This window comes from Evtepia gabavorous (genome assembly GCF_003425665.1).
Lineage (GTDB): Bacteria > Bacillota > Clostridia > Oscillospirales > Oscillospiraceae > Evtepia > Evtepia gabavorous.
Genome location: NZ_QQRQ01000005.1, coordinates 46,358 through 68,914, shown reverse-complemented (window position 1 = coordinate 68,914; position 22,557 = coordinate 46,358). Strand labels below are relative to the sequence as shown.

Below are 22,557 nucleotides of genomic sequence, written 5' to 3'. Positions count from 1 at the left end.
GCCCCGGGGGGATCAGGTCTCTTCGGTGACCACCACGTTGACGGTCCCGATGATCTCATACCCCAGCTTGCACTTGAGCTGATAGGTCCCGAAGCTCTTGATGGGCTCCTCCTGGACAATCTTGCTCTTGGCAATCGTCAGGTCAAACTGGGCCTGCAGGGCCTCGGAAATTTCCTTGCTGGTCACCGCGCCGAAGAGCCGGCCGCCGGTGCCCGCCTTGGCGGGAATTTTTACCATCACGCCCTTGAGCTTTTCCGCGATGGCCTGGGCCTCGGCCTTTTCCGCGGCCATCTGGGCCTTCTTGGCCTTGTCCTGCATGATCATCTTGTTCATGTTGTCGGCGTTGGCGGGGACGGCCAGGTTTTTGGGGAACAGGAAGTTGCGGGCATATCCGTCGGAGACGTTGACCAGCTGGCCCCGCTTGCCCTGTCCTTTGACATCTTGCTGTAAAATCACTTTCATCGGTGTTACCTCCCAAGTTATATGGTGTAAATGAAAATTAAATTATGATTTCTCATCGTCAAAATAGGTGTCAATGGCATTCTTCAGCAGGGGAAGGACCTCTTCCGGGGTTTTCCCCGGGAACTGGGCCCCTGCGGTGGCGGCGTTGCCGCCGCCGCCCAGCATCTCGCTGATGACCTGGACATTGACATCGCTGTTGGAGCGGGCGGAGAGATAGGCCTGGCCGGCCTCCGGGAAGAGGACGAAGGAGGCCTCGATGCCCGCGATGTTGAGCAGTTCGTCGGCGGCTTGGCCGGCGATGGCCCGGCCCACAAGCCGGTCGGTGAGGGCCAGGGCGATGGAGCCCCGGTAGGTGTGGGCGCCCTGAATGATATGGAACTTGGTGACCGTGTCCCGCAGGTCGTTCTGGAAGAACTTGTTCACCTGGGCGGTGTCGGCCCCGGATTTGCGCAGGAAAGCGGCGGTCTCAAAGGTACGGCTGCCGGTGCGCATGGTAAAGCCCTTGGTGTCCAGCACAATGCCGGCCAGCAGGGCCTCGGCCTCCTGGCGCTTCAGGTCGCCGGTGTCCAAGATGTATTGGACCAGCTCCGCCACCAGCTCACTGGCGGAGGAGGCGTAGGGATCGTGGAAGCTGAGGGCGGGCTTTTCGATATAGGAGGCGGCCCGGCGGTGGTGGTCGATGACCACGATTCGGGCCCCGGAGTCAAGCAGCTCTGGAACCTGGGTCTGTTCCGGGCGGTTGGTGTCCACCACCACCAAAATGGTGTTGGGACCGGCCAGGTGAAGGGCCTCATCCGGAGGCACAAAAATCCCCTGGTACTCCGGCAGGGCGGCCAGCTGACGGGTCTGCTCCTCGGCGGGGTAGGGGGAGGGGGCCCGGACGGCCTGAATGGAGACCCCTTTTTTTCGGGCAATGGCGCACACACCGGCCACCGCCCCCAGAACGTCCAGGTCGGGGTACTTGTGCCCCATGACGATCACCTGGTCCGTGCTGGCCAGCAGCTCGGAAAAGGCGGAGGCCACCACCCGGCTTTTCACCTTGGTGCGGCGTTCGGTTTCCTTGGAGCGGCCGCCGAAGAAGAGGAATTCTCCCCCGTCCCGGATGACCACCTGGTCGCCGCCCCGGCTCAGCGCCATGTCCAGGGCCAGGGAGGCGAATTCGTGGAGCTCCCGGGGAGAGGCGCCGTTGCGGCCGAAGCCGATGGAGAGGGTGGCGGCGACGCCGTTGGGGCTCTGTACCTGCCGGATCTCATCTAAGATGGAAAATTTCCGCCGGTAGAAGTCCTGGAATTGACCGGCTTCCACCAGAAGAATGTAGTGGTCCCGGTCATACCGGCAGAGCATCCCGTGGGCGGGGTCTACCCAGGCGGCCAGACGGTTGTTGATCTCGGTGCGGATCACGGACCGCTCTCCTTCCTCCAGGCCGCGGTTCAGGTCCTCATAGTTGTCCACCTGCAAAATGCCCACCACAGGCCGGGTGGCGTCAAATTGTTCCGCCACCCGGGCGTACTCTGTGACATCCACCCAATAGGTGGTGGCCAGGAATTCGTCCTGTCCCCCGGTACAGACCAGATTGCCGAAAACCAGGTACAACTGGTCGCCCACGGGAACGGGTTCGGGGCTGAGGTGGTCTCCATCCAGCAGCCACTGGGACTGGAAGGAGGGCACCAGGGCGGAGAGCTTGGTCTCAAAAAGGTGGTCGGGGTCGCCGGTGAGGTGGAGAAAGCGTTCATTGCTCCAGATGATGTCATCGGTGTCCGGCCGGAAGATGGCGATGGGGAGGGGGGAGGAGATCAAGGTCCGCCGGGAGGCCACGTCCACGCCGCTGGTCATGTGGTCCAGATAGGCCATGACCTCTTTCTTCCGGCGGCTGATGCCGGTCTGGAAGAAGAGGTAGAGCAGAAGGATCAGGACCAGCTCCGCCAGGCAGAGCCAGATGTTGTAGATGGCAGTGAGCAACGCGAAGAGAAGACAGGCCGCAAAAAACAGTCGAACGCCGGTTTCCGTCATTCGGGAAAGGGCTTTTTGAAAGGTTTGCTGACGCATAACGGTACCCTCCAGGCAGTGGGGCACTGCCAAGTGATTCAGGATCGGGAAAACAAAGAGATGCTAAGATAGTAATGATACATTATAGCACAATCCCTATCGGGTGACAAGGGTTAGTCATCTGGATCTGTCAGCCGCCGGCGGCGCCAATGTTTATACCATACGCTGGTAAACACAATCCCGATGAACAGAATTTGTCCGCACAGGTAGAGCCAGATCAGCAGAATGATCAGGGAGACCAGGGAGCCGTAGACCAGGGAATACCGGGAGGACATACTGATAAACCAGGAGAAGACCGCAGAAGAGACCACCAGGGCCAGGGCGGAGACCAGACTGCTCAGCAGCACGGGCAGCCGCGGTGTGCCGAAGGGGGCGGCCATGTTCAGCACCGCCAGGATAAAGAGGAAAAAGATGGAGAACAGCAGAACATAGCGGGTCCAGGACCATAGGTTCAGCACGTGGTCCCAGAAGGGGAAACGCTGGGCCACGGCGGCCAGGGTCCGCTGGCCGGTGACCACCACGATCACGGACAGGTCCACCGTGACCAGCAGCCCCAGGGGGAAGAGAATGCTGGCCACCATGCCCCGGACCATGGATTGGGACACATCCTCATACATGTCGATGATGACCCGGGTGATGGTTCGGAAGGCGGCGGCCGCGGAGAACCAACAGCCCGCCAGCCCCGCCAGAAAGAGGCCCGGGGTCTGGTGGAAGGAGATGTAGCGCAGGTAGCTCTCCAGCACGTCCAGGGCGGCCTCCGGCAGCAGGGGCTGGAGCTGATCCATCAGGCTGACAATGTCGATGTTCACCATGCCCAGAATGTAGGACACGCAGATGAGCACCGGGAACACAGTGAGCAGCACGAAGTAGGCCAGGCAGGCGGCGGCCTGGGGCACCCGGCGGCTGAAATAGAGCATGATGGCCTCCCGCAGGAAGAGGACAAAGGGGGAAGTCCAGAGCTTTTTCAAGGGGGGCACCTCCTTTTCGGCGGGGGACAGGTTCTGAACCTGGACCGCGGTACATAGGATACTGGCATACGGGAGTGTGATGCCAATGAAAAAACAGAAAGCCAGGGGACAGGTCCGCCGCTTCCTGCGGCGCAGCATTGCCTGTCTGTTGGCCATTGTGGGAATGGGCATGGCGGCGGTCACGGCGGGCCTGCCCCAGCCCCTGGGATGGCTGGGGGGACTGGGAGGAATCCAGACCGCCATGGCGGCCCAGGCCCCGGCGGGGGACGGGCCTGTGCCCTTCTGGCAGCGGCTGCTGCTGGGGGACTCCGCCCTGCTGGCCCAGTGGGCCGCGGAATCGGCGGGCCAGGCCCAGGGGGAAAAACCGGAGGAGACCGCCCCGGAGGAGGCGGAGGAAGAGCAGAATCTGCAGGCGGTGACCCCGGACAAGATCCAGGAAAAAACCATCTCCGGCAGCGGCTCTGGCTATGTCAATGCCCAGGGCATCTCCCTGTTCAACCGGACAGAGAAGACGGTGGATCTGGAGGCGGTGGCCAAGGGAGGGTCTTCCCTCTCCTTTCAAAAGGCGGAGGCAGGCCCCCAAGTCCTGATTATGCACACCCATGGAACGGAATCCTATGCCCGGGACGGCACCGAGCCCTACACCGAGACAGGGGTGGCCCGGACCACGGACACCTCCTATAATATCATAAGAGTGGGGGATGAGATAGCACGAATTTTCGAGGAGATGGGATTAAACGTCATTCACGACCGGGAACTGTACGATTACCCCTCCTATAACGACGCCTATGACAAGGCCCGGGCGGGGATCGAGGCCCATTTGGCCCAGTATCCCACCATTCAGATGGTGCTGGACGTCCACCGGGACGCCCTGGTGGGCACCGACGGCACGGTGTATAAGCCGGTGCTTCAGATCGACGGCGTCAAAACCGCCCAGGTGATGCTGCTGGTGGGCACCGATGACGCGGGGGCCTCCTTCCCGGACTGGGGGGAGCATTTGGCCCTGGCCATGCAGATCCAGCAGCAGATGAACTCCCTTTGGCCCGGCCTGGCCCGGCCCATCACCCTGCGGACCGCCCGGTTCAACCAGCAGCTCACCAAGGGCTCCCTGCTGGTGGAGGTGGGAGGGCATGGCAACTCCCTGGAGGAGGCGCTGGCCGGGGCCCGGCTGTTTGCCCGGTCGGCGGCGAAGGTCCTGCTGGAGCGGGTGGCGCAATAGACACAGGAAACGGCCTCCGGGTGGGAAGCCGTCTCCTTTTTACAGATGGGAAACAGGAGACAGGGCCGAACCAGTTTGGTTCGGCCCTGTCTCAGATTATGGGGATGGGGAAGGGGAAGCCTGGCCGGCGGCACCGCCGCCGGCTTCCAGCTCTTCCGGCGGGGCGGCGGGGTCCTCGGTGGAGCTGTCGGGGTCTTCCGGTTGGGAGGGCTCCGCTGGGACATTGGGTTCCACCGGTTCCGTGGGCTGTTCCGGGGTCTCCGGGGAAACGGGGGGCTCTTCCGCAGGGGGAACCTCCTCCTCCGGAGGCTCTGTGCGGACGGGGGCGTTGTTCTCGCCGGGGAGGTAGAACAGGGGGTCGATGGGATTGTTCTGGTACCGCACCTCAAAGTGGCAGTGGGGCCCAGTGGACCGCCCGGTAGAGCCCACCGCAGCGATGGGCTGACCCTGGGTGACGGAATCCCCCACTTGGACCAGGAGCTTGGAGCAGTGGGCGTAGTAGGTCAAAAATCCGTTCCCGTGGGAGAGGATGACCAGATTGCCGTAGGTTCCCTTCTCCCCGGAGAAGATCACCGTGCCGTCCGCGGCGGCGTTGATGGCGGTGCCGGCGGCGGCGGCGATGTCCAGCCCCCGGTGGAAGTTGTTTTCTCCGAAGATGAAGCGATAGCCGAACTCAGAGGTGATGGGACCCTGGACGGGCCAGAGGAAGAGGCACCCGTCGGGGAGCTCCGGCATGGCCTTGGTGCCGGTGCCCACAATGAGGGGGGTGGCTTCCGACAGCGTGACGGCGCTGAGGTCATTGCTGGCCACAGGGACGCCGCAGCGCTTCACCACCCGGGACAGGACGCTGGATTGGCCGGCCTCTCCCTCCTGGATGATCCGCTGCTGGCCCTGGAACATGGTGTCGTCCTCTTGGGTCTCTAAGTCGGGGAGAATCTCCCGGGTGAGGTTCATCTCCTCCACGGTGGAGACCACCAGCAGGGGGCAGGACTGCTCAATGGTGATGGTGAGCCCCGCTTCCAGCGGGGTTTGCAGCTGGTCGCCCAGGAGTGCCTCCAGGTCAATGACGTTCTCGTCGGCCTGGGAGTCCGCTTCTGCGCTGTCCGGGGATGGCTCCTCTGCGGCCGAGACCTGGGCATCGGCGGCCTCGTTGTCCGGCAGCTCATCCAAGGGACTGGAGGCCGTGGGGGCCGCCGGCTCCAGGGTGAGGTCGGGGTTGAGTTCCCGGAACCGCTCCTCTGTCATGGAAAAGAGGGCTGTGACGGACTCCATGGTATCCCCCGGCTGGGTGGTGTAGGAGAAGGTGCGGGGGGACTGGGCCAGCAGCGCGGCGGCCATTTCCTCCGCAGTGGATTCTCCCGTGTCGGCGGGAAGATACTGGTAGCGGATATCTACCTGACTGTCGATGTGGAGGGAGCGGGTTTCCGGGGTGGTGTAGCGTTCCTTCACCAGGTTCAGAGCCTGGGTGATGACCGAAGGGTCCTGCGCGGCGCCCACCATGGTGCCGTCCACAGAGAGGGTGTAGACGTGTTCCAGCTCCGGGATGCTCTCCATGAGGGAGCCGGTGACCCCGGACAGGGATTCAATCTGGTCCTTGGGGGCCAGTGTGGCCCGGACGGAGAGGTCCTGGTTCAGGGAATACTGGGTCTCCAAAATTTTAGAGGCCCGGGTTTCCGCCTGGGACACGGCGGCGTCATAGGTTGCCACGTCGTGGAAAAACGCCAAGGACTGCCCCTGGGCGTCCACCCGATAGCACAGGGTGCAGGAGGCGGCAGTGACCACGGTGGTCATCAGTACCCCTGTGGCGCAGAGAAAGGGCAGGCAGGCGCGCAGGGGGTGGGACACGCTTTGTTCCTCTTTTTTCTGCCGAAACAGGTCCAGCCTGCGGCGCATCCGCTGAAATTTGGAGTGGTTGGAAGATTGGTGCATGGGAATCGACTCCTTTGCTGTGGGGATAACGGCCCCAAGAGGACGGTGGGGTCAGGGAAGGAGCTGGAGCATGGCGGCGTGGTTGCCCCGCTGGTCGCCCATCTTCCGGTGGGACCAGTAGAGCTCCGGGTGGCAGGCGGTGCACAGGGACAGGGTGTCCACATGGCCGTCCGCCAGACCCGCCTGGGTCAGCTGCCAATGGATGATCCCCTTCAGGTCCACAGAGAACTTGCCGTGGGCCAGGGGGACACAGTGGGAGAGAATGTCCTCCCCCAGTCGCTGGACCATGGCGGAGGGGACATCATCGTGGGTCTCAAAGCAGCAGGGACCGATCCCGGGACCGATGGCGGCCAGGATGTCCCCGGGGTCACTGCCGTAAAGGGCGGTCATCTTGGCCACCGCCTGGGGGGCAATGCCCAGAGAGGTTCCCCGCCAGCCGGAGTGCACCGCGGCAATGGCCCTGTGCACAGGGTCGTACAGGAGCACGGGAATACAGTCGGCGTAGTAGATGGTCAGGCAGAGGCCGGGCTGGTTGGTGAGCAGGCCGTCCGCCTGGTAGTCCAGGGGGTCCAGCAGATCATCCAGCACATCGGCCCGGGTGGCCTGGCGGATGGTATCCTCGTGGACCTGGTGGGTCATAACCAGGCTGGTGACATCGGCGCCGATGGCGGCGCAGAACCGGTGATAGTTCTCCCGGACTGCCGCCCGTTCGTCGGGGCGGGTGATGCCCAGGTTCAGCTGAGCATAGGGACCGGTGCTGACGCCGCCCAGCCGGGTGGCGAAGCCGTGGGCCACCCCGCCGGCGGCGGTAAAGGCGTCCGCCGTGTGGAAGACGACGCCGTTTCGGGTTTGTTGGGTAAATGACATAGACGAGCCTTTCTAACCGGGGCCGCGGGTGCTTACTGTGCGGCCTTATCCTTCAGGTAGCAGCACTTCTTATACTTCTTGCCGCTGCCGCAGGGGCAGGGATCGTTGGGGCCGATCTTGATGGATTTGCGGACCGGCGCCTTTTTCTGGGGCTCCTCACTGCCGCCGGATTCGCCGGTGACCTTGGCCACCCGCTCCCGGCGGACCTCGTTGGTCTGGACCCGGGCCAGAATGATCCGGCGGATGGTCTCCTCCTGGATGGCCTGGATCATGGCCTCGAACATCTCGAAGCCTTCCTTCTTATAGGCGTCCACGGGGTTGGTCTGGGCATAGGCCCGGAGCTGGATCCCCTTTTTCAGCTCTTCCATGGCGTCGATGTGGTCCATCCAGTATTCGTCCACCACCCGGAGCATCATAACCCGCTCCAGCTCCCGCATGAGCTCGTCGCCCAGGGCGGCCTCCTTGGCGTCATAGACAGCCAGGGCGGCCTGGTCCAGTTCCTCCACCAGAGCATCGGGGCTCTGCTTGGCCAGGTCTTCGTCGGTGTATTGGAACTGGTCCGGGGGGAAGAAGAGACCGCGGAAGGGCTCGGTGGCCAGCTGATAGGACTCGGCGGAGAGGTGCTTGTTCTCCCCCAGGTGGCCGTGGATGGAGGTGTCAATCCAGCGGTGGATCATGTTGCGGATGAACTGCCCCATGTTCTCTCCGTCCAGCACCTGGCGGCGCTGCTTATAGATGACTTCACGCTGGACGTTCATCACGTCGTCGTATTCCAGGGTGTTCTTTCGGGCCTGGAAGTTCTTGGACTCCACCTTTTTCTGGGCGTTCTCAATGGCGCCGGAGAGAATCTTGGCGTCAATGGGGGTGTCGTCGTCAATCTTCAGGGTCTCCATCATGTTTTGCATCCGCTCGGTGCCGAACAGACGCATGATGTCGTCCTCCATGGACAGGTAGAAGCGGCTCTCACCGGGATCTCCCTGCCGGCCGGAACGGCCCCGGAGCTGGTTGTCGATGCGGCGGGACTCATGGCGTTCGGTGCCCAGAATGAACAGGCCGCCGGCCTCCCGCACTTTTTCTGCCTCGGGGGCCAGTTCTTCTTTATGCTTGGCCTCGGCCTGGGAGAACATCTTCCGGGCCTGGAGAATCTCCTCGTTGTCGGTCTCGGCAAAGCCGGTGGCCTCGGCGATCATCTCGTCGGACAGGCCCGCCTTGCGCAGGTCGTTCTTGGCCAAAAACTCCGCGTTGCCCCCCAGCATGATGTCGGTACCACGGCCGGCCATGTTGGTGGCCACGGTGACCGCCCCGAACTTGCCGGCCTGGGCGACAATCTCGGCCTCCTTCTCATGGTTTTTGGCGTTGAGGACGTTGTGCTTGATGCCCTGCTTGGTCAGCAGCTTCGAGAGGACCTCCGACTTTTCAATGGAGGTGGTGCCGGCCAGGACGGGCTGTCCCTTTTCATGGCAGGCGGCGATCTGCCGGACGATGGCGTGGTATTTGCCGGTGGTGTTTTTGTACACCTCGTCGGGGTGGTCCACCCGGATCAGGGGCTTGTTGGTGGGCACCTCCACGATGTCCAGCTGGTAGGTGGCGTTGAACTCCTCCTCTTCGGTCAGGGCGGTGCCGGTCATACCGGAGAGCTTCCGGTACAGACGGAAGTAGTTCTGGAAGGTGATGGTGGCCAGGGTCTTGGACTCCCGGGCCACGGTGACCTTTTCCTTGGCCTCAATGGCCTGGTGCAGGCCGTCGTTATACCGCCGGCCATACATGAGACGGCCGGTGAATTCATCCACGATGATGACCTCGCCGTCCTTCACCACGTAGTCGATGTCCCGCTTCATGAGGCCCCGGGCCCGGATGGCCTGGTTGATGTGGTGGGAGAGGGTGGTGTTCTCCGGGTCGGAGAGGTTTTCCACGTTGAAGGCCTTCTCCGCCTTGGCAATGCCCCGGGCGGTGAGGGTGACGGCCCGGGCCTTTTCATTGACCACGTAGTCGGCGTCGATGTCGTCGGCCTCCTCTTCCTTGTCGTCCACGGTGGCCTTCACCAGGCCCTTCAGACTGGCGGCAAAATTGTCCGCCAGGGTGTACAGCTGGGTGGACTGTTCCCCCATACCGGAGATGATCAGGGGGGTACGGGCCTCGTCGATGAGGATGGAGTCCACCTCGTCCACAATGGCGAAAGCGTGGCCCCGCTGCATGAGCTCAGCCTTGTAGATGGCCATGTTGTCCCGCAGGTAATCGAAACCAAACTCGTTGTTGGTGCCGTAGGTGATGTCCGCGTTGTAGGCGGCTTTCTTGCCCACCGGGTCCACGCCGTGGATCACCAGGCCCACGGTGAGGCCCAAAAAGCGGTAAACTTTTCCCATCCAGTCGCTGTCGCGCTTGGCCAGGTAGTCGTTGACGGTGACGATGTGGACCCCTTCCCCGGACAGGGCGTTGAGGTAGGCGGGGAGGGTGGCCACCAGGGTCTTGCCCTCGCCGGTCTTCATCTCGGCGATGCGGCCCTGGTGGAGAATGACGCCGCCGATGAGCTGCACCCGGTAGGGGCGAAGCCCCAGAACCCGGTCCGCGGCCTCCCGGCAGGTGGCAAAGGCCTCGGGGAGAAGATCGTCCAGGGTCTCCCCCTTCTGATACCGCTCCTTGAATTCTGCGGTCTTGGCCTGGAGCTGGGCGTCGGTGAGCCCCTTGTACTCCTCTTCCAAGGCCTCGATTTTGCGGACAATGGGATCAATGCGCTTGATCTCCTTTGCCATGTTGGTGCCGAACAGTTTGGTCAAAAAACCCATAGTGGATAGATCCTTTCCAAAAGCGGAAACCGCTGTGTTTTGTAAAAATAATGGGCATAAACCCCCATGGTCATAGCATTATAACACATTCCCCCGGGAGAAAAAAGAGGAAACTGTGAACAAGTGGTAGAAAATCCGGGGAAAAATCAAGGTTGTTCGAGGAAGATTCCCTGTGGTATACTGTTGCCAAAAGACATTGACACCAAAAAGGAGACATGGCCATGGCGGCGAAAAAGAACGAACAGCACCCTCTTCGGATCGAAGGATACGGCAGCGCGGGAGAGGGGGTGGCCCGGCTGGAGGGACAGGCGGTCTTTGTCAAGGGGGCCTTGGCGGGAGAGATCTGCCAGGTTCAGCTGTTGAAGGTGGGCAAGTCCGCCGCCTGGGGCCGGGTGACCCAGGTGCTGACGCCGGTTCCAGGCCGCCAGAGCCCCGACTGCCCCCGGTATCCCCGGTGTGGAGGATGTCAGCTGCGGCACATGACCTATGCCGAGGAACTGCGCTTTAAGCGGCAGAAGGTCCAGGACGCCTTGCAGCGGATCGGCGGATGGACCGGGCGGGTGGAGAAGATCCACGGGGCGGAAGCGCCGGACCGGTATCGGAACAAAATCCAGTTTCCCGTGGCCGACGGCCCTCGGGTGGGCTTTTTCCGGGCCCGGAGCCATGAAGTGATTGACGCGGAGGACTGTCTCTTGCAGCCGCTGGCCGCCACCCGGCTGCGGGAGGCGTTCAAACTGTGGATGGAACGGTATCAGGTTCCCGCCTACGATGAAAGGGTCCACGGGGGGCTGATCCGGCATTTCTATGTGCGGGTCAACCAGCGGGGACAGTCCCTGTGCGCGGTGATCGCCAATGGGACGGACCTGCCCCATCAGGAGGAATTGGTGCAGGCGCTGCGCCGGGCAGAGCCTGATTTGGCGGGGGTGGTGCTGTCGGTCAACCAGGAGAAGACCAATGTTATTTTGGGAAAGACCCACCGGTGCCTCTGGGGGCGGGACTACCTGGAGGATACCCTATGCGGCCTGACCTTCCGGCTCTCCGTGCCCTCCTTTTACCAGGTGAACCGGGAGCAGGCGGAGGTTTTGTATGGCCGGGCGCTGGCCTTTGCGGGGCTGACAGGGCGGGAGACGGTGTTGGACCTCTACTGCGGCATTGGAACCATTACCCTGGTCATGGCCCGGCAGGCGGGGCGGGCCATTGGGGCGGAGGTGATCCCCGCCGCGGTGGAGGACGCCAAGGCCAACGCGGCCCGCAACGGGGTGACCAACGCGGAGTTTCTCTGCGCCGACGCGGCGCAGGCCGCCCAGACCCTGGCCGACCGCGGCCTGCGCCCCGATGTGATCTGCGTGGACCCGCCGCGAAAGGGACTGGCCCCGGCGGTGATCGACGCCATCGTTCAGATGGCCCCGCAGCGTCTGGTCTATGTCTCCTGCGACCCGGCGACACTGGCCCGGGACGTCAAGCGCATGGAGGAGCAGGGGTATGTGCTGCAGAGGGCGGAGGCGGTGGATTTGTTTCCGCGGACGGCGCATGTAGAGACGGTGTGCCTGTTGTCCAAACTCAAATACTAAGTAGCATATCGAGGTGGAGTTGAATTGAGATGAGCTGGATTTGACTGCGGCGGAGAGCAAAGTCATCTATGACGAGATCAAAGCGTATGTACTGGAGCATACTGGCTTGAAGGTATCGTCCCTGCATATCTCCCAGGTCAAGCGGAAGTGCGGGTTGGAGGCTGGCCAAGACTATCATCTGTCGAAGAAGGAAGATGCCAAAGCGCCGCAGTGCCCGCCGGAAAAGGAAGCGGCCATTATGGATGCACTGAGGCATTTTGGCGTGCTCTGAGGAATTCTGGAGTATTGGCGAAACGATGAACGGAGTCCGTAGAAGCGACCACCGAGTGTTCAATAGTCGGTGGCCGCTTCTTTTGCGATCAGGAAAACAGAATACGATTTTTATTGTCTCTATCACAAAATATTTAATTTGCGAAACCAGTGGAGGAATTTGTGGATTTTTGGTATAATATAAGAAATATTAACGGAATTGGTTGGGAAGCTTCCGATGGCGCGTATCAGTTGCAATAAGCTCTGGAAGAGGCTTATAGATCAAGAGAGAAAAAAGCCGGCATTCGCTCTGCTTCCCTTGCAAAGCTCGGCAAAGGGGACAACATTACCACAGATGTTCTGCTTCGTATCTGGGAGGTAATGGACTGCCATATAGAAAATATTCTCGAAACGACCGGAGAATAGCCAGCACGAAGAATGAATTGGGAGGTTTTGCTATGACGATATTGGGCAAAAAACAGATGTCCGAAGAAGACATCAAGTTAAACTTCATAACTCCGGCCATTCAGAGAGGTTGGAAAGGTCATATCACGATGGAGACCAGAATCACAGATGGCCGCATCAACATCAGGGGCAATATCGTGGTTCGCAGCAAACCCAAGTTGATATTTCACATATTTTAGGAAATTTAATAACTGTTATATTTAATTATCAAATTCTTCGCAAACCCTTGAAAATACTAAGTTTGTAGCAAGTGAGCTTTCCCTTACTCTTTCCCTTGTGTTATATTCTCACATTGGTTTTCATGAACCTTAATATGGGAAAAAATAAGGGAAAGAAAATTTCATAACACAGTATAACAATAACGACATGGTGAACTGATTGAAATGTTTTCGATATTTAACTCTATAACTGATTATTAAAAGAAAATGGAGATAAGATACGATGAGAACAATTTATGCAGAATACAACATAAATCACGATAGTATTGATGTTTACACAAGTGCCGGATATATGCTTCGCATTGATTGCTGGAAAGCTGAAAAAAATCTAAAAACCACATACGGATCAGAATGTGCGCTTACTTCATTGGCTGTGGATGAGCCTTTGGAATATGCAAGATTATATCTTGAGGGTAATTTACAGATGTGGGTAGATGCAGAAGACTCACTAGAGTTATAATCCTTATCCATATAAATAATATGCAAATATATATCCCATCAATATAGCGAATATACTGAAATAAAAGTATCTTTATAATCAATTTTAACCAAAAGAATATGTTCTTAGAGGAGGTGTCTCCCGAAAGAACATATTCTTCTATTATGGGTAATTATAAATATAGAACATGCTTTTCTTGTGCTACAATTTCTTCACTATGAGTTACAACAATAACTGTTTTTCCCTGTTCACTTAACTCATGCAATATATTCATAACAATCTCACTATTTTTTTTGTCTAAGGAACCAGTTGGTTCGTCTGCTAATACAATCGAACATTTCTTTAGCATTAAACGAGCTAACGCAACTCTCTGCTGTTCGCCACCAGATAATTGATAGACTTTTTTGTTAATTACTTTCTGTAAACCAACTTTTTCAAGAGCTTCATTTATTGAAATATCCGTTCTACCTGATTTTTTTATTATTTCTAGATTTTCTTTTACTGTTTTGTTTTCCAAAAGGGCAAAATTTTGAAATAAAAATCCAACAACTTCTTTGAAATATTTCTGCTTTTTTCCTTTTTTTGCCACATCAAAACCATTCACAATAATAGAACCTTTGTCAGGAGTTTCAATACCTCCAATCATATTAAGTAAAGTACTTTTTCCGCATCCACTTTCGCCACTAATTACCAAAAAACGGCTATCTGGAATTTCCAAATGAAAATTTTTGAACAAAATTTTATCATTATATGCTTTGCATAGATTTTCAATTGTTATCATAAGCAACCTCCTTTTAATGATTTCGGTATGTTTGTTTTTTCAACAATTGTGATATTAAAGAAAATAATTGTAAATTCTATTAGTGCCATAAATGAACTAACAAGAATGCTAATTCCTACTTCAGTCTGTACCGATAATAAAGAATAGATAAGCATACCTACTAATATCACAAAATTTTCCACTACAATCATTTTAAGAAGTGTTTTGTGCCGTTCAAATAAACTATATCCAAAGATTTTCATCAAGGAAATTTTCATTGCATTTTCTCGGAACTCTAGTCTACTTACTGTAACAATAATCATAATATTTAAAAGCAATACAATCGTACAAAGAGAACTTAAAAATCCCACGAGTTTTATTAAAAATGTGTGATTATATAAATACTGTTCATGTACGTTTGTAATTACTAGCTGATAATTTCCAAGCATATCTTCATACTTTTTGCTGATATTTCTTAGCTGTTTTTCATCACATTGAAATAAAACTGCTCCTGCTTTATAGCTTTCAAGATACCCACCATTGACTGCTAAATCTTTGTTTGCCTGATAAATAATTATCGGATTTTTGCTTTTTTCGATACCATTTATTCTACTTGTATCTAAATAGGAAAAGTATTCTGTTTCGCTATACTCTATGTACTGAATATTTAATTGTTGTAAATTATCATGATTTAAAACATGGCTCAAGGAGTCATAGGCTAATTGCTTGTTTTTAGCAAAATATCTATTCTTTGGAATGAAAATAATCAAATCAGAAGATTCATTCTCTACTGCATTTATCTGCTTCGTAAAACCTTGTAACATATCTTTTGCATGATTATTTACATATATCACATCATTTTTATCATTTAAAATATTCAAGCATATTACAGGCTTTAATGTGTTATATTCATTCTTGTATAGTTTATTCCAAAAAGCTTCTTCTTTTTCAGCATTAAAATCAGTAGTCTTTACGGTAAAATAATTTGCATCATAATATTCTTCTAACAAATGTTCATTTGTAAATAGGTTATTATGAATACTACTAATATTAGTGGTAATTGTAAAAACAGCGGCTACCCCTGCTATAAATTTTAACGAATAAATTAAAAAATCCACTCCTCTTTTGTGTGTTGCATTTGCGAATGCCTTTCTAATATCAAAAAAGCAAAAAGAACAATATGGAATAGTGGAAAGAATAATTCCAATGGAATATAAAATTGTGACGAGTCTATTCTCATATGCTCCCGATATATAATTTGACAGCAATATTTTTGCAACAATAAATAATGCAATGTCAAAAGTTACATCGAATAAAGCAGCCTTAAATGCTATGAAACCAGCACTTTCTCCTAAGGAAACTCGTACAACAACCTCTTTTTTTCGCCTAACCACTTCAATTACATTTAGAACAATCATCAATGCAATAATCATACCCCATATAATAAAAATCATGTCCTTTTCCGTAGAATTCCAATATTCTGGATAAGTTAAGCTATATTTTTCTGATAATTTCTGATATGCAGAGATAATATTGTCCTCATTTCCTATGTATGAGATAAAGTTTTCATAACCCACAGAGGTACTTTGCAATTCTGAGAGATTATGAAATTTTACTTTCGTAATTCCGGAAACTAAAGCGGTATATTCTGATTCTTCTATGTTTGCAGTATTTTTTAATGTTTGTCTGATTACTTTATCATCGCCATAAATATGAAGTGTTGAAAGGTATTTATTATTGATTTCATTGTACTGAGAAAAAATATGTACATCATTCTCCGTTGCAGTTTCTGATACATCTTTCAGAAACTGCGACATATCTTCACTAGCAACTTCATAGCGTGATGACGTAAAATATGCTGTAGAAAAGTTCCAAAGCTGATCTTGAAATATTTCAGATTGCATAAGTATTCCAAAAATCAGGAAACAAAACAAACATAAGTTTTTAATTGCTTTCATTTATTTCAACCCCAGATTCCATACTTTATTTGCTTTTTCAAATATCGTAGTCAATATTGTGCTATTTTCATCAACAATCCATTGATCTTCTTGATCTTCAGCTTTTTTGCTACTTGACAACATAATTTGAGTATTCAAATCCTTATAGTCATTAAATAGCACGCCTTGACTTATTCCTTGGTGAAATGGTTTTATCCAAATAATTAGTGCATATCGAACATCTGACTCAGCTATCGCAAGATTTCCATTCCAAAGCAAATAATCAGGGACAGACACACTATACTGGAATCCATCTTTATCTGTGTAAATTTTTACTCCAGATTCTTCTATTTCAGGGAAGTCTTTCTGAAATTCGTTATATGGTTTATAACTCCCGAAGTACCAAAATAAATTATAGCAACAGAACAAAATAACCAAAACAATTCCTATATATTTTATTTTTTTCTTCATTTATATACACTCCACAAAAAAGAGTGGTTGGAATTCCAACCACTCAGCCATTATCCCGAACCTTTGTTTAGTAGCTATTACCGTAGGTAATACTATTTCCTTTATGAGCAACCTCAATTTTAGACCAATTACCTTTACCAACATTTGAACCCGAAAAAGAACCATTTCCATTCTTGACATATGCGTAATGATCTTTAGTTGAATGATATGCGTGTGCATAATCTTCATTAATAGCAAGAGTATTATAACCATAAGTCAAAACACCTTTTCCGCCATCAGATGTAGTGCTCAATTCCCACTTTTTATCAAATGTCTTATTCCCGTTTGTAACAGAAAATGCCATTACTGGAATTGATGAAGAAATTAACATTGCACTAATAGCTACCCCTACAATCACTTTCTTTGCTCTCATAAGTTTTACCTCCTTTGATCTGCTGTATTTCTATTTATATTTTATCAAATATTTAGTATCTAGTCAATCAGTATCTTGACTTATATAGCGTCGAATTGTAAGATATATTCCTTGTAAAATTAACCAAAAGAACAACAGATTTATTGATAATGCTTTTTTAATTACTTCTCCAAAATAAATGATGACAGCCGCACTTGTCAGTATCATCAGTAGGGTAATAACATCCCAACAGTTTTTCTTATATAATTCTATAACCTTTATTTCTATCAGTATTGCCAGTATCCCTGTCCCTGCCACACATATTCCAACAACCAATATCATCAATAACCAATATATGATTCCGGCTATAATCTCATTTGGAATTTTTGTGCTGATTTGTGCCACAGATTGCCCGGCATCAATCGTCCAACCGATAAAAGTTTGTATGAATGATGCTGCATCATGGAAGAATGATTTGCAATCGGAAAGGAACACATCTGACTGTACTGCCTGAAAAAGAGTGGTTGTCAGCGAATACCATGCAAGAAGGAACAAGGTTGTTTGGAACATTACCGTTTTTGCTTTATATTGTCCTGCAAGTTGCTCTTTTTGTGTTTCGTATCTTGCTTTTGCATTCTGATAGGCTGTCCGGTCACAGGCTTCGCATTTTTTATAGAGTACCGGCTTTTCTACCGGTATCTCTACGATTTTCTGATGTGTCCGGGCATAATCCCGTTGTTGTGTTAAGCATCGTATTTTATCTTGACATTCCTCTATCGTGACGTTTGCGCTTCGCAGCTTCTCTTTCTCGCTCCGCAATGCTCTGTCTGCCAGCTTCAAGTCGTTCTTTAATGCTTGAATATTCCCGGCTCTGTTCTCTTTGTTTAATTTCTCGTTCAAGGTCAGAGATTCGTTGAGCTGCGTCTTCAGTTCCACGATAAGCTGGTCTTTCTGTTCCAACTCTTCTTGTATCTCCTCGGTCAAGAGCAGAAGTTCTTCCAACTGTTCGGCGTTCTTTAATTCTCTGGATTCGTTCATCTATATCACGTCCTTTCTCTACCTGCTGTTCCAGTTCAGCAATTCGGTGTTCTGTTTCAGTAATAAACTGTTTTCGCTGTTCAGCTTCTGTGCCAATATCTGCCATTGCTGATTTTCGTTTTCCAAAAGTTCTATCTTCGTTTTCTGTTCTTCCATCTTGGAAAGTAGTTCCTCGGTATTTGGCAAAATGTTGAGCAGCTCGGATAACTCGCTGTTTAATTTTTGCAATTTCTGATTCTGTTCCTGCATAAGAGAGAGTTGGGTGTCCCGGTTCTGCATTTCCAGAAGCATTTCTGCCATTAAGGTCTGCTGTTCTTCGATTTGCCCAATCATGGACTCCATTAAGGGTATAATTTCCCGGCTTTCTTCTAATGTCATTTAATCGCTCCTTCCATAATGATAATGCACCTGATACTTTCCCAAAGGTGTCCAGTATCTTTTGCAATAACGTGTTTTGTTGTTTTATGATTTGATTTTCCGCTACTTTCCACGAACCTTTTATTTCCTGCCCGGCAAGAAACTTTTGTTCAATCTTTCTTGCGTCAGCACCTTCATGGATGGTAGGAATCTGGAGTTTTCCCTGCTTTTCGTAAGAACGGTGATCGACCTGATTATGCAAAGGCAGATGTTCATTACACACCTTTGCCCACTCGCTCCGCCACAGTTCACAGTTTTTTGGATTGTTCCATCCCGTAGCATCGGTCAGTACCCGTTTCCATTGCAGGCGGTTTCTTGCACCAATCTTCTGGATTCCGTTTTCATCTAATACAGGGATACGGATTCCATGACGGTCAGGGTTTTTCTTATCCTGCCACCAGTTCGGATGGGATTCATCAATCACGATATTTCCGCTTTTATCTCTGACAAAATCCCAATCTTTGACTTCTTTCTTCCCCCAAGAATGATCCGGGTTAAAAGGGCGCATTGTCAGAAGCAGATGGACATGAGGATTGCCATCCCCTTTGTCGTGGATACTCCAATCAGCACACATTCCCTTATCCACAAATGTTTTTTTGATATAGTCGGCTGTATATTGAATCTGTTCCTGTCTGCTCCATTCTTTGGGGAGGGCAAATTCAAATGACCTGCCAAGTTGGGCATCTGCACTTTTTTCAATCTTCAATACCTCATTCCATAACCGTTGTTTCTGAAATGTGATTTTAAATTTTTCTAAAGCAGCTTCTTTATCTTCTGACCTTTTGTATCGGACAGATTTTTGAAAGCGTTTTATATTTTCTTCTGGTACTATCTGCCATTCAGGAGGTGCGTTTTCGCACATCATCAGACTGGTGTAGACCACTTCTTTTTTAGAAGTGTAATAACTGATTCGCCCGGTTTCCTCGTTTTTCATCACATCCCCATTGAGATATGCGGAAGCGGAGATAACAGATTTCCCTTTACTTCGTCCGACTATTTTGATTGTGTAATGAAAAATCGCCATGTCTGGATTCCCCCTTTCTGCACATCCGGCATAGATTTCCGGCAACATTGCTTTCAGTTTTAGAAAAAGCAGTATTGCCGGAACGCCCTCTGCGTAAGAGTGCCCTGCGCATAGCAGCCTGCATGGAATGCGCCCCTCTGGCGAAGAGTGCCTCCTGCGGCATGAGCAGGTCTGGCTGAAAGCCCCGCCGACGGAACGAGCCCGGCAAGCGTGAGCGAAGACCGGTTGCCACTTGTGGCAAACTTATTGGGACGACCTCTGGTTGTCCATAAGTGCGCCCTTCATGAAAAAGCAATGAAGGGAATGAAAAACTCATCCCCCCCCCGCCATTACACTTCCTCCATATCGGTATGTGTTTCTTTCTGCATTGCCTTTGAAAAAAATTTCCCATTGGCTTCCTGCTTTTTCAGAAAACCAATCAGCTTTGGGATGTCCTCTTCCTCGATAGGCGCACCGAGAACGGATTCCACCGCACCGCCAACCTGACAGAGCCTATGGGTTCGTTTTTTACTTTCTTCGGCTTTCTTTCGTTTCAGAAGTTCTTTCTTCTGTGCTGCATATCGTTTTGCTTTTTCAAGGCTTTCCTGTTCCTTCTTTTCCATTTCAAGCATTCGTTCTTCATAACTTTTTGTTGATTTTGCCATGATTACATTCCCCTTTCTTTTACAAACATAAGTTCTCGGTTGCGTATCAGAAGAAGCACATGGTATAATCTTCTTGCGTGTAGGTATATCATGGCTTCGGTCTGATAGAACCTTTGGCGGTTTCTTTGGAAGCCGCCTTTTTAATTTGCCGCAGTTCTTGTTACGGCTTTTACATTTCCTCTATCCCTCAAATCACGACCTTCATTCGCTTCCATAAACATTTCCAGAATATCGGTTTTAATCAGGACTTTGCGACCAACCTTTAATACTGGAAGTTTCTTCCATTCTACAAGCTGTCTTAAGGTGTTTCTGCCGATTCCCGTATAGTCAGCAGCTTCTTCGATGGATAATGCAATTTTTCTTTGCGTCATATAATCACCTCCTTATAAATTGCATTATGCAATTCTTGTGATGTAAGTATATCCTTTTCATATCTTTTTGTCAAGCGTTACGAAATATTAAAAATAATTTTTAAGTTGCATATTGCAATTACAGAAAAACAATGCTATAATTCATACATACCGAAAAAGGAGGCAGTCAGCATGAAAGATAAAGAACTACGCAAGCTGATAGGCAGCAGAGTAAAACAGCGCCGTCTGGAATTGAATCTGACACAGCCTTATGTCGCAGAAAAGATGGGTGTTACCGCTTCTACAATCCTGCGTTATGAGAATGGTTCGATTGACAATACGAAAAAAATGGTGCTGGAAGGTCTTTCGGAAGCACTCCATGTATCTGTGGAATGGCTCAAAGGGGAAACAGATGAATATGAAACCGACATTACGGATAAGAGAGAGTTACAGATTCGTGATGCGATGGGAGATATTCTGGAACAGTTACCGCTTGCCCTTACCAAAGAAGAAGATGCTTTTTCAAAAGATTTATTACTGCTGATGTTAAAACAATATGGTCTGTTTTTGGATTCCTTCCAGTTCGCCTGCAAAAACTTCAAGGGGAATGCTGGTCAGACGGATATTGCCAAAACAATAGGGTTTGAATCGAATGATGAATATAATGAGATTATGTTCTTAAGGGAAATCACTCACACCATCAATGCTTTTAATGAGATGGCAGACGTTGTAAGGCTCTATTCCAAGAAACCAAAAACAGCAGAACAAAGGCTTGCAAATCTTTTATCAGAAGTCTTATACGAAGATTCCGAATCGGTATAGTAAGACAACCGGAGTTATGATATACTTACACGCACGAAGCATTTCATCAGTTCCGATTGTCTAATATCGAAAGGAGACATACGATTATGGCAAAAGGATCTGTAAGAAAAAAAGGAAAGAAATGGTACTACCGCTTCTATGTAGAGGACGCAAGCGGCAATCTTGTTCAGAAAGAATGCGTTGGAACAGAAAGCAAAAGTGAAACTGAAAAGCTGCTCCGTCAGGCAATGGATGATTATGAGAAAAAGAAATTTGTTGCCAAAGCGGAAAATCTCACAGTCGGACAGCTTTTGGATGTGTGGGCAGAGGAGGAATTAAAAACAGGTACGCTCAGCAATGGTACGGTGGAGAATTACCTCGGAACAATCCGAAATATCAAGAAACACCCATTGGCAGAACGGAAACTGAAAAATGTAACCTCTGAACATTTGCAATCCTTCTTCGATTTGCTTTCCTTCGGGGGAGTTCATCCCGACGGAAAAGAGAGAAAGGGTTACAGCAAAGATTATATCCATTCTTTTTCCGCAGTCATGCAGCAGTCCTTCCGTTTTGCAGTATTTCCAAAGCAGTATATTACGTTCAATCCCATGCAGTATATTAAACTGCGGTATCAGACGGATGAAGTGGATTTGTTTTCCGATGAGGATATGGACGGAAATGTCCAACCAATTTCACGAGAAGATTATGAAAGATTGCTTGCTTATCTGCAAAAAAAGAACCCAGCCGCAATACTTCCAATCCAGATAGCCTATTATGCCGGGCTTCGTATTGGAGAAGCCTGCGGTTTGGCATGGCAGGACGTAAATCTGGAAGAACAATGCCTTACCATAAGACGCAGCATCCGATATGATGGCTCAAAGCGCAAATATATCATCGGACCAACCAAGCGGAAAAAAGTAAGGGTTGTTGATTTTGGAGATACACTGGTAGAGATTTTCCGTAATGCCCGGAAAGAGCAGTTAAAAAATCGAATGCAGTACGGAGAACTTTATCACACGAACTACTACAAAGAGGTCAAAGAGAAAAACAGAGTGTACTACGAATATTATTGTTTAGACAGAACAGAGGAAGTCCCGACAGATTATAAAGAAATTTCTTTCGTCTGTTTAAGACCGGATGGTTGTTTGGAACTTCCAACTACTTTGGGGACTGTTTGCAGAAAGGTGGCAAAAACATTAGAGGGATTTGAAGGCTTTCATTTCCACCAGTTACGTCACACCTATACAAGCAACCTTTTAGCAAATGGAGCTGCCCCAAAAGATGTGCAGGAATTGTTGGGACACTCAGATGTCAGTACCACAATGAACGTCTATGCTCACTCCACAAGAGATGCGAAACGAAAATCAGTTCGGCTTCTTGATAAAGTGGTGGGCAATGACTAAAAAATTTCCCTTATTTCCCTTGTGATTATCTCATAAGGGCAAAAATAAGGGAAACTACATATCATTTCACTAATGGACAGGCGGGAAAGCCTATAAAATGGGGAA

Annotated in this window: 21 protein-coding genes; 7 read left to right on the top strand and 14 right to left on the bottom strand. The window is 50.9% G+C overall.

Features of this window, described 5'->3' with window-relative positions:
- Positions 1–12: 12 nt before the first annotated feature.
- The 3 genes from rplI to DV520_RS04610 all read right to left on the bottom strand — a co-directional run bounded on the left by rplI (position 13) and on the right by DV520_RS04610 (position 3,476).
- Positions 13–462 (bottom strand): 50S ribosomal protein L9, encoded by a 450-nt coding sequence (gene rplI, locus DV520_RS04620; protein WP_117141937.1) that lies wholly within the window; start codon positions 460–462, stop codon positions 13–15.
- Positions 463–504: 42 nt separating this feature from the next.
- Positions 505–2,508, bottom strand: a complete 2,004-nt coding sequence (locus DV520_RS04615) for a DHH family phosphoesterase (RefSeq protein WP_021920404.1) — start codon at positions 2,506–2,508, stop codon at positions 505–507.
- A gap of 113 nt (positions 2,509–2,621) precedes the next feature.
- Entirely contained in the window at positions 2,622–3,476 is an 855-nt protein-coding gene (locus DV520_RS04610; RefSeq protein WP_021920403.1) for a YihY/virulence factor BrkB family protein, read from the bottom strand.
- 85 nt (positions 3,477–3,561) lie between these two features.
- On the opposite strand from DV520_RS04610, the gene spoIIP reads away from it, so the two are divergent.
- Positions 3,562–4,695, top strand: coding sequence for a stage II sporulation protein P (spoIIP, locus tag DV520_RS04605; RefSeq protein WP_021920402.1), 1,134 nt, complete (start codon positions 3,562–3,564; stop codon positions 4,693–4,695).
- A 96-nt stretch (positions 4,696–4,791) separates the two neighbouring features.
- Here the strand turns inward: spoIIP and DV520_RS04600 are convergent, their stop codons facing one another.
- Genes DV520_RS04600 through secA form a run of 3 tightly spaced genes read right to left on the bottom strand, consistent with a single transcriptional unit; the run spans position 4,792 to position 10,274 of the window.
- Positions 4,792–6,624: a M23 family metallopeptidase gene (locus tag DV520_RS04600; RefSeq protein WP_117141935.1), complete on the bottom strand. Its 1,833-nt coding sequence runs from the start codon at positions 6,622–6,624 to the stop codon at positions 4,792–4,794.
- A 51-nt stretch (positions 6,625–6,675) separates the two neighbouring features.
- Positions 6,676–7,491: a peptidoglycan editing factor PgeF gene (pgeF, locus tag DV520_RS04595; protein WP_021920400.1), complete on the bottom strand. Its 816-nt coding sequence runs from the start codon at positions 7,489–7,491 to the stop codon at positions 6,676–6,678.
- A 32-nt stretch (positions 7,492–7,523) separates the two neighbouring features.
- Positions 7,524–10,274 carry a preprotein translocase subunit SecA gene (gene secA, locus DV520_RS04590; protein ID WP_117141934.1) on the bottom strand — a complete coding sequence of 917 codons (2,751 nt, stop codon included), beginning with the start codon at positions 10,272–10,274 and terminating at the stop codon, positions 7,524–7,526.
- 221 nt (positions 10,275–10,495) lie between these two features.
- On the opposite strand from secA, the gene rlmD reads away from it, so the two are divergent.
- The 4 genes from rlmD (at position 10,496) to DV520_RS04570 (ending at position 13,237) form a co-directional block, all read left to right on the top strand.
- On the top strand, positions 10,496–11,845 hold the full coding sequence (rlmD, locus tag DV520_RS04585) for a 23S rRNA (uracil(1939)-C(5))-methyltransferase RlmD (protein WP_165850036.1): 1,350 nt from the start codon (positions 10,496–10,498) through the stop codon (positions 11,843–11,845).
- Positions 11,846–11,885: 40 nt separating this feature from the next.
- Entirely contained in the window at positions 11,886–12,116 is a 231-nt protein-coding gene (locus DV520_RS12275) for a 23S rRNA methyltransferase (protein ID WP_242984648.1), read from the top strand.
- Positions 12,117–12,358: 242 nt separating this feature from the next.
- On the top strand, positions 12,359–12,520 hold the full coding sequence (locus tag DV520_RS04580) for a helix-turn-helix domain-containing protein (RefSeq protein ID WP_333818746.1): 162 nt from the start codon (positions 12,359–12,361) through the stop codon (positions 12,518–12,520).
- A 480-nt stretch (positions 12,521–13,000) separates the two neighbouring features.
- Positions 13,001–13,237: a DUF6061 family protein gene (locus DV520_RS04570; RefSeq protein WP_004843528.1), complete on the top strand. Its 237-nt coding sequence runs from the start codon at positions 13,001–13,003 to the stop codon at positions 13,235–13,237.
- Positions 13,238–13,388: 151 nt separating this feature from the next.
- Here the strand turns inward: DV520_RS04570 and DV520_RS04565 are convergent, their stop codons facing one another.
- The 8 genes from DV520_RS04565 to DV520_RS04525 all read right to left on the bottom strand — a co-directional run bounded on the left by DV520_RS04565 (position 13,389) and on the right by DV520_RS04525 (position 20,269).
- The gene (locus DV520_RS04565) at positions 13,389–13,997 is read right to left on the bottom strand and encodes an ATP-binding cassette domain-containing protein (protein WP_005608342.1); all 609 of its coding nucleotides are present in this window, start codon (positions 13,995–13,997) and stop codon (positions 13,389–13,391) included.
- Positions 13,994–15,934 carry a DUF1430 domain-containing protein gene (locus DV520_RS04560; protein WP_005608344.1) on the bottom strand — a complete coding sequence of 647 codons (1,941 nt, stop codon included), beginning with the start codon at positions 15,932–15,934 and terminating at the stop codon, positions 13,994–13,996. The genes DV520_RS04565 and DV520_RS04560 overlap by 4 nt, the downstream gene beginning before the upstream one ends.
- Entirely contained in the window at positions 15,935–16,384 is a 450-nt protein-coding gene (locus DV520_RS04555) for a hypothetical protein (protein ID WP_004843525.1), read from the bottom strand. It abuts the gene before it with no gap.
- A 67-nt stretch (positions 16,385–16,451) separates the two neighbouring features.
- Positions 16,452–16,796, bottom strand: coding sequence for a broad-spectrum bacteriocin mediterrocin MdcF (gene mdcF, locus DV520_RS04550; protein ID WP_005608346.1), 345 nt, complete (start codon positions 16,794–16,796; stop codon positions 16,452–16,454).
- Between the two features lie 63 nt (positions 16,797–16,859).
- Positions 16,860–17,615 carry a DUF6040 family protein gene (locus DV520_RS04545; protein ID WP_330378863.1) on the bottom strand — a complete coding sequence of 252 codons (756 nt, stop codon included), beginning with the start codon at positions 17,613–17,615 and terminating at the stop codon, positions 16,860–16,862.
- Complete coding sequence (locus tag DV520_RS04540; RefSeq protein ID WP_040893156.1) at positions 17,533–19,254, bottom strand: MobA/MobL family protein; 1,722 nt, start codon at positions 19,252–19,254, stop codon at positions 17,533–17,535. Before DV520_RS04540 ends, DV520_RS04545 begins: the two co-directional genes overlap by 83 nt.
- A 329-nt stretch (positions 19,255–19,583) precedes the next feature.
- Positions 19,584–19,898, bottom strand: a complete 315-nt coding sequence (locus DV520_RS04530; protein WP_005608351.1) for a hypothetical protein — start codon at positions 19,896–19,898, stop codon at positions 19,584–19,586.
- Positions 19,899–20,038: 140 nt separating this feature from the next.
- Positions 20,039–20,269, bottom strand: coding sequence for a helix-turn-helix domain-containing protein (locus DV520_RS04525; protein ID WP_004843519.1), 231 nt, complete (start codon positions 20,267–20,269; stop codon positions 20,039–20,041).
- 171 nt (positions 20,270–20,440) lie between these two features.
- Here DV520_RS04525 and DV520_RS04520 point away from each other — a divergent pair, with 171 nt between their 5' ends.
- Entirely contained in the window at positions 20,441–21,070 is a 630-nt protein-coding gene (locus tag DV520_RS04520) for a helix-turn-helix domain-containing protein (protein ID WP_005608353.1), read from the top strand.
- 86 nt (positions 21,071–21,156) lie between these two features.
- Complete coding sequence (locus DV520_RS04515; protein ID WP_005608354.1) at positions 21,157–22,452, top strand: tyrosine-type recombinase/integrase; 1,296 nt, start codon at positions 21,157–21,159, stop codon at positions 22,450–22,452.
- The last annotated feature ends 105 nt before the right edge of the window (positions 22,453–22,557 follow it).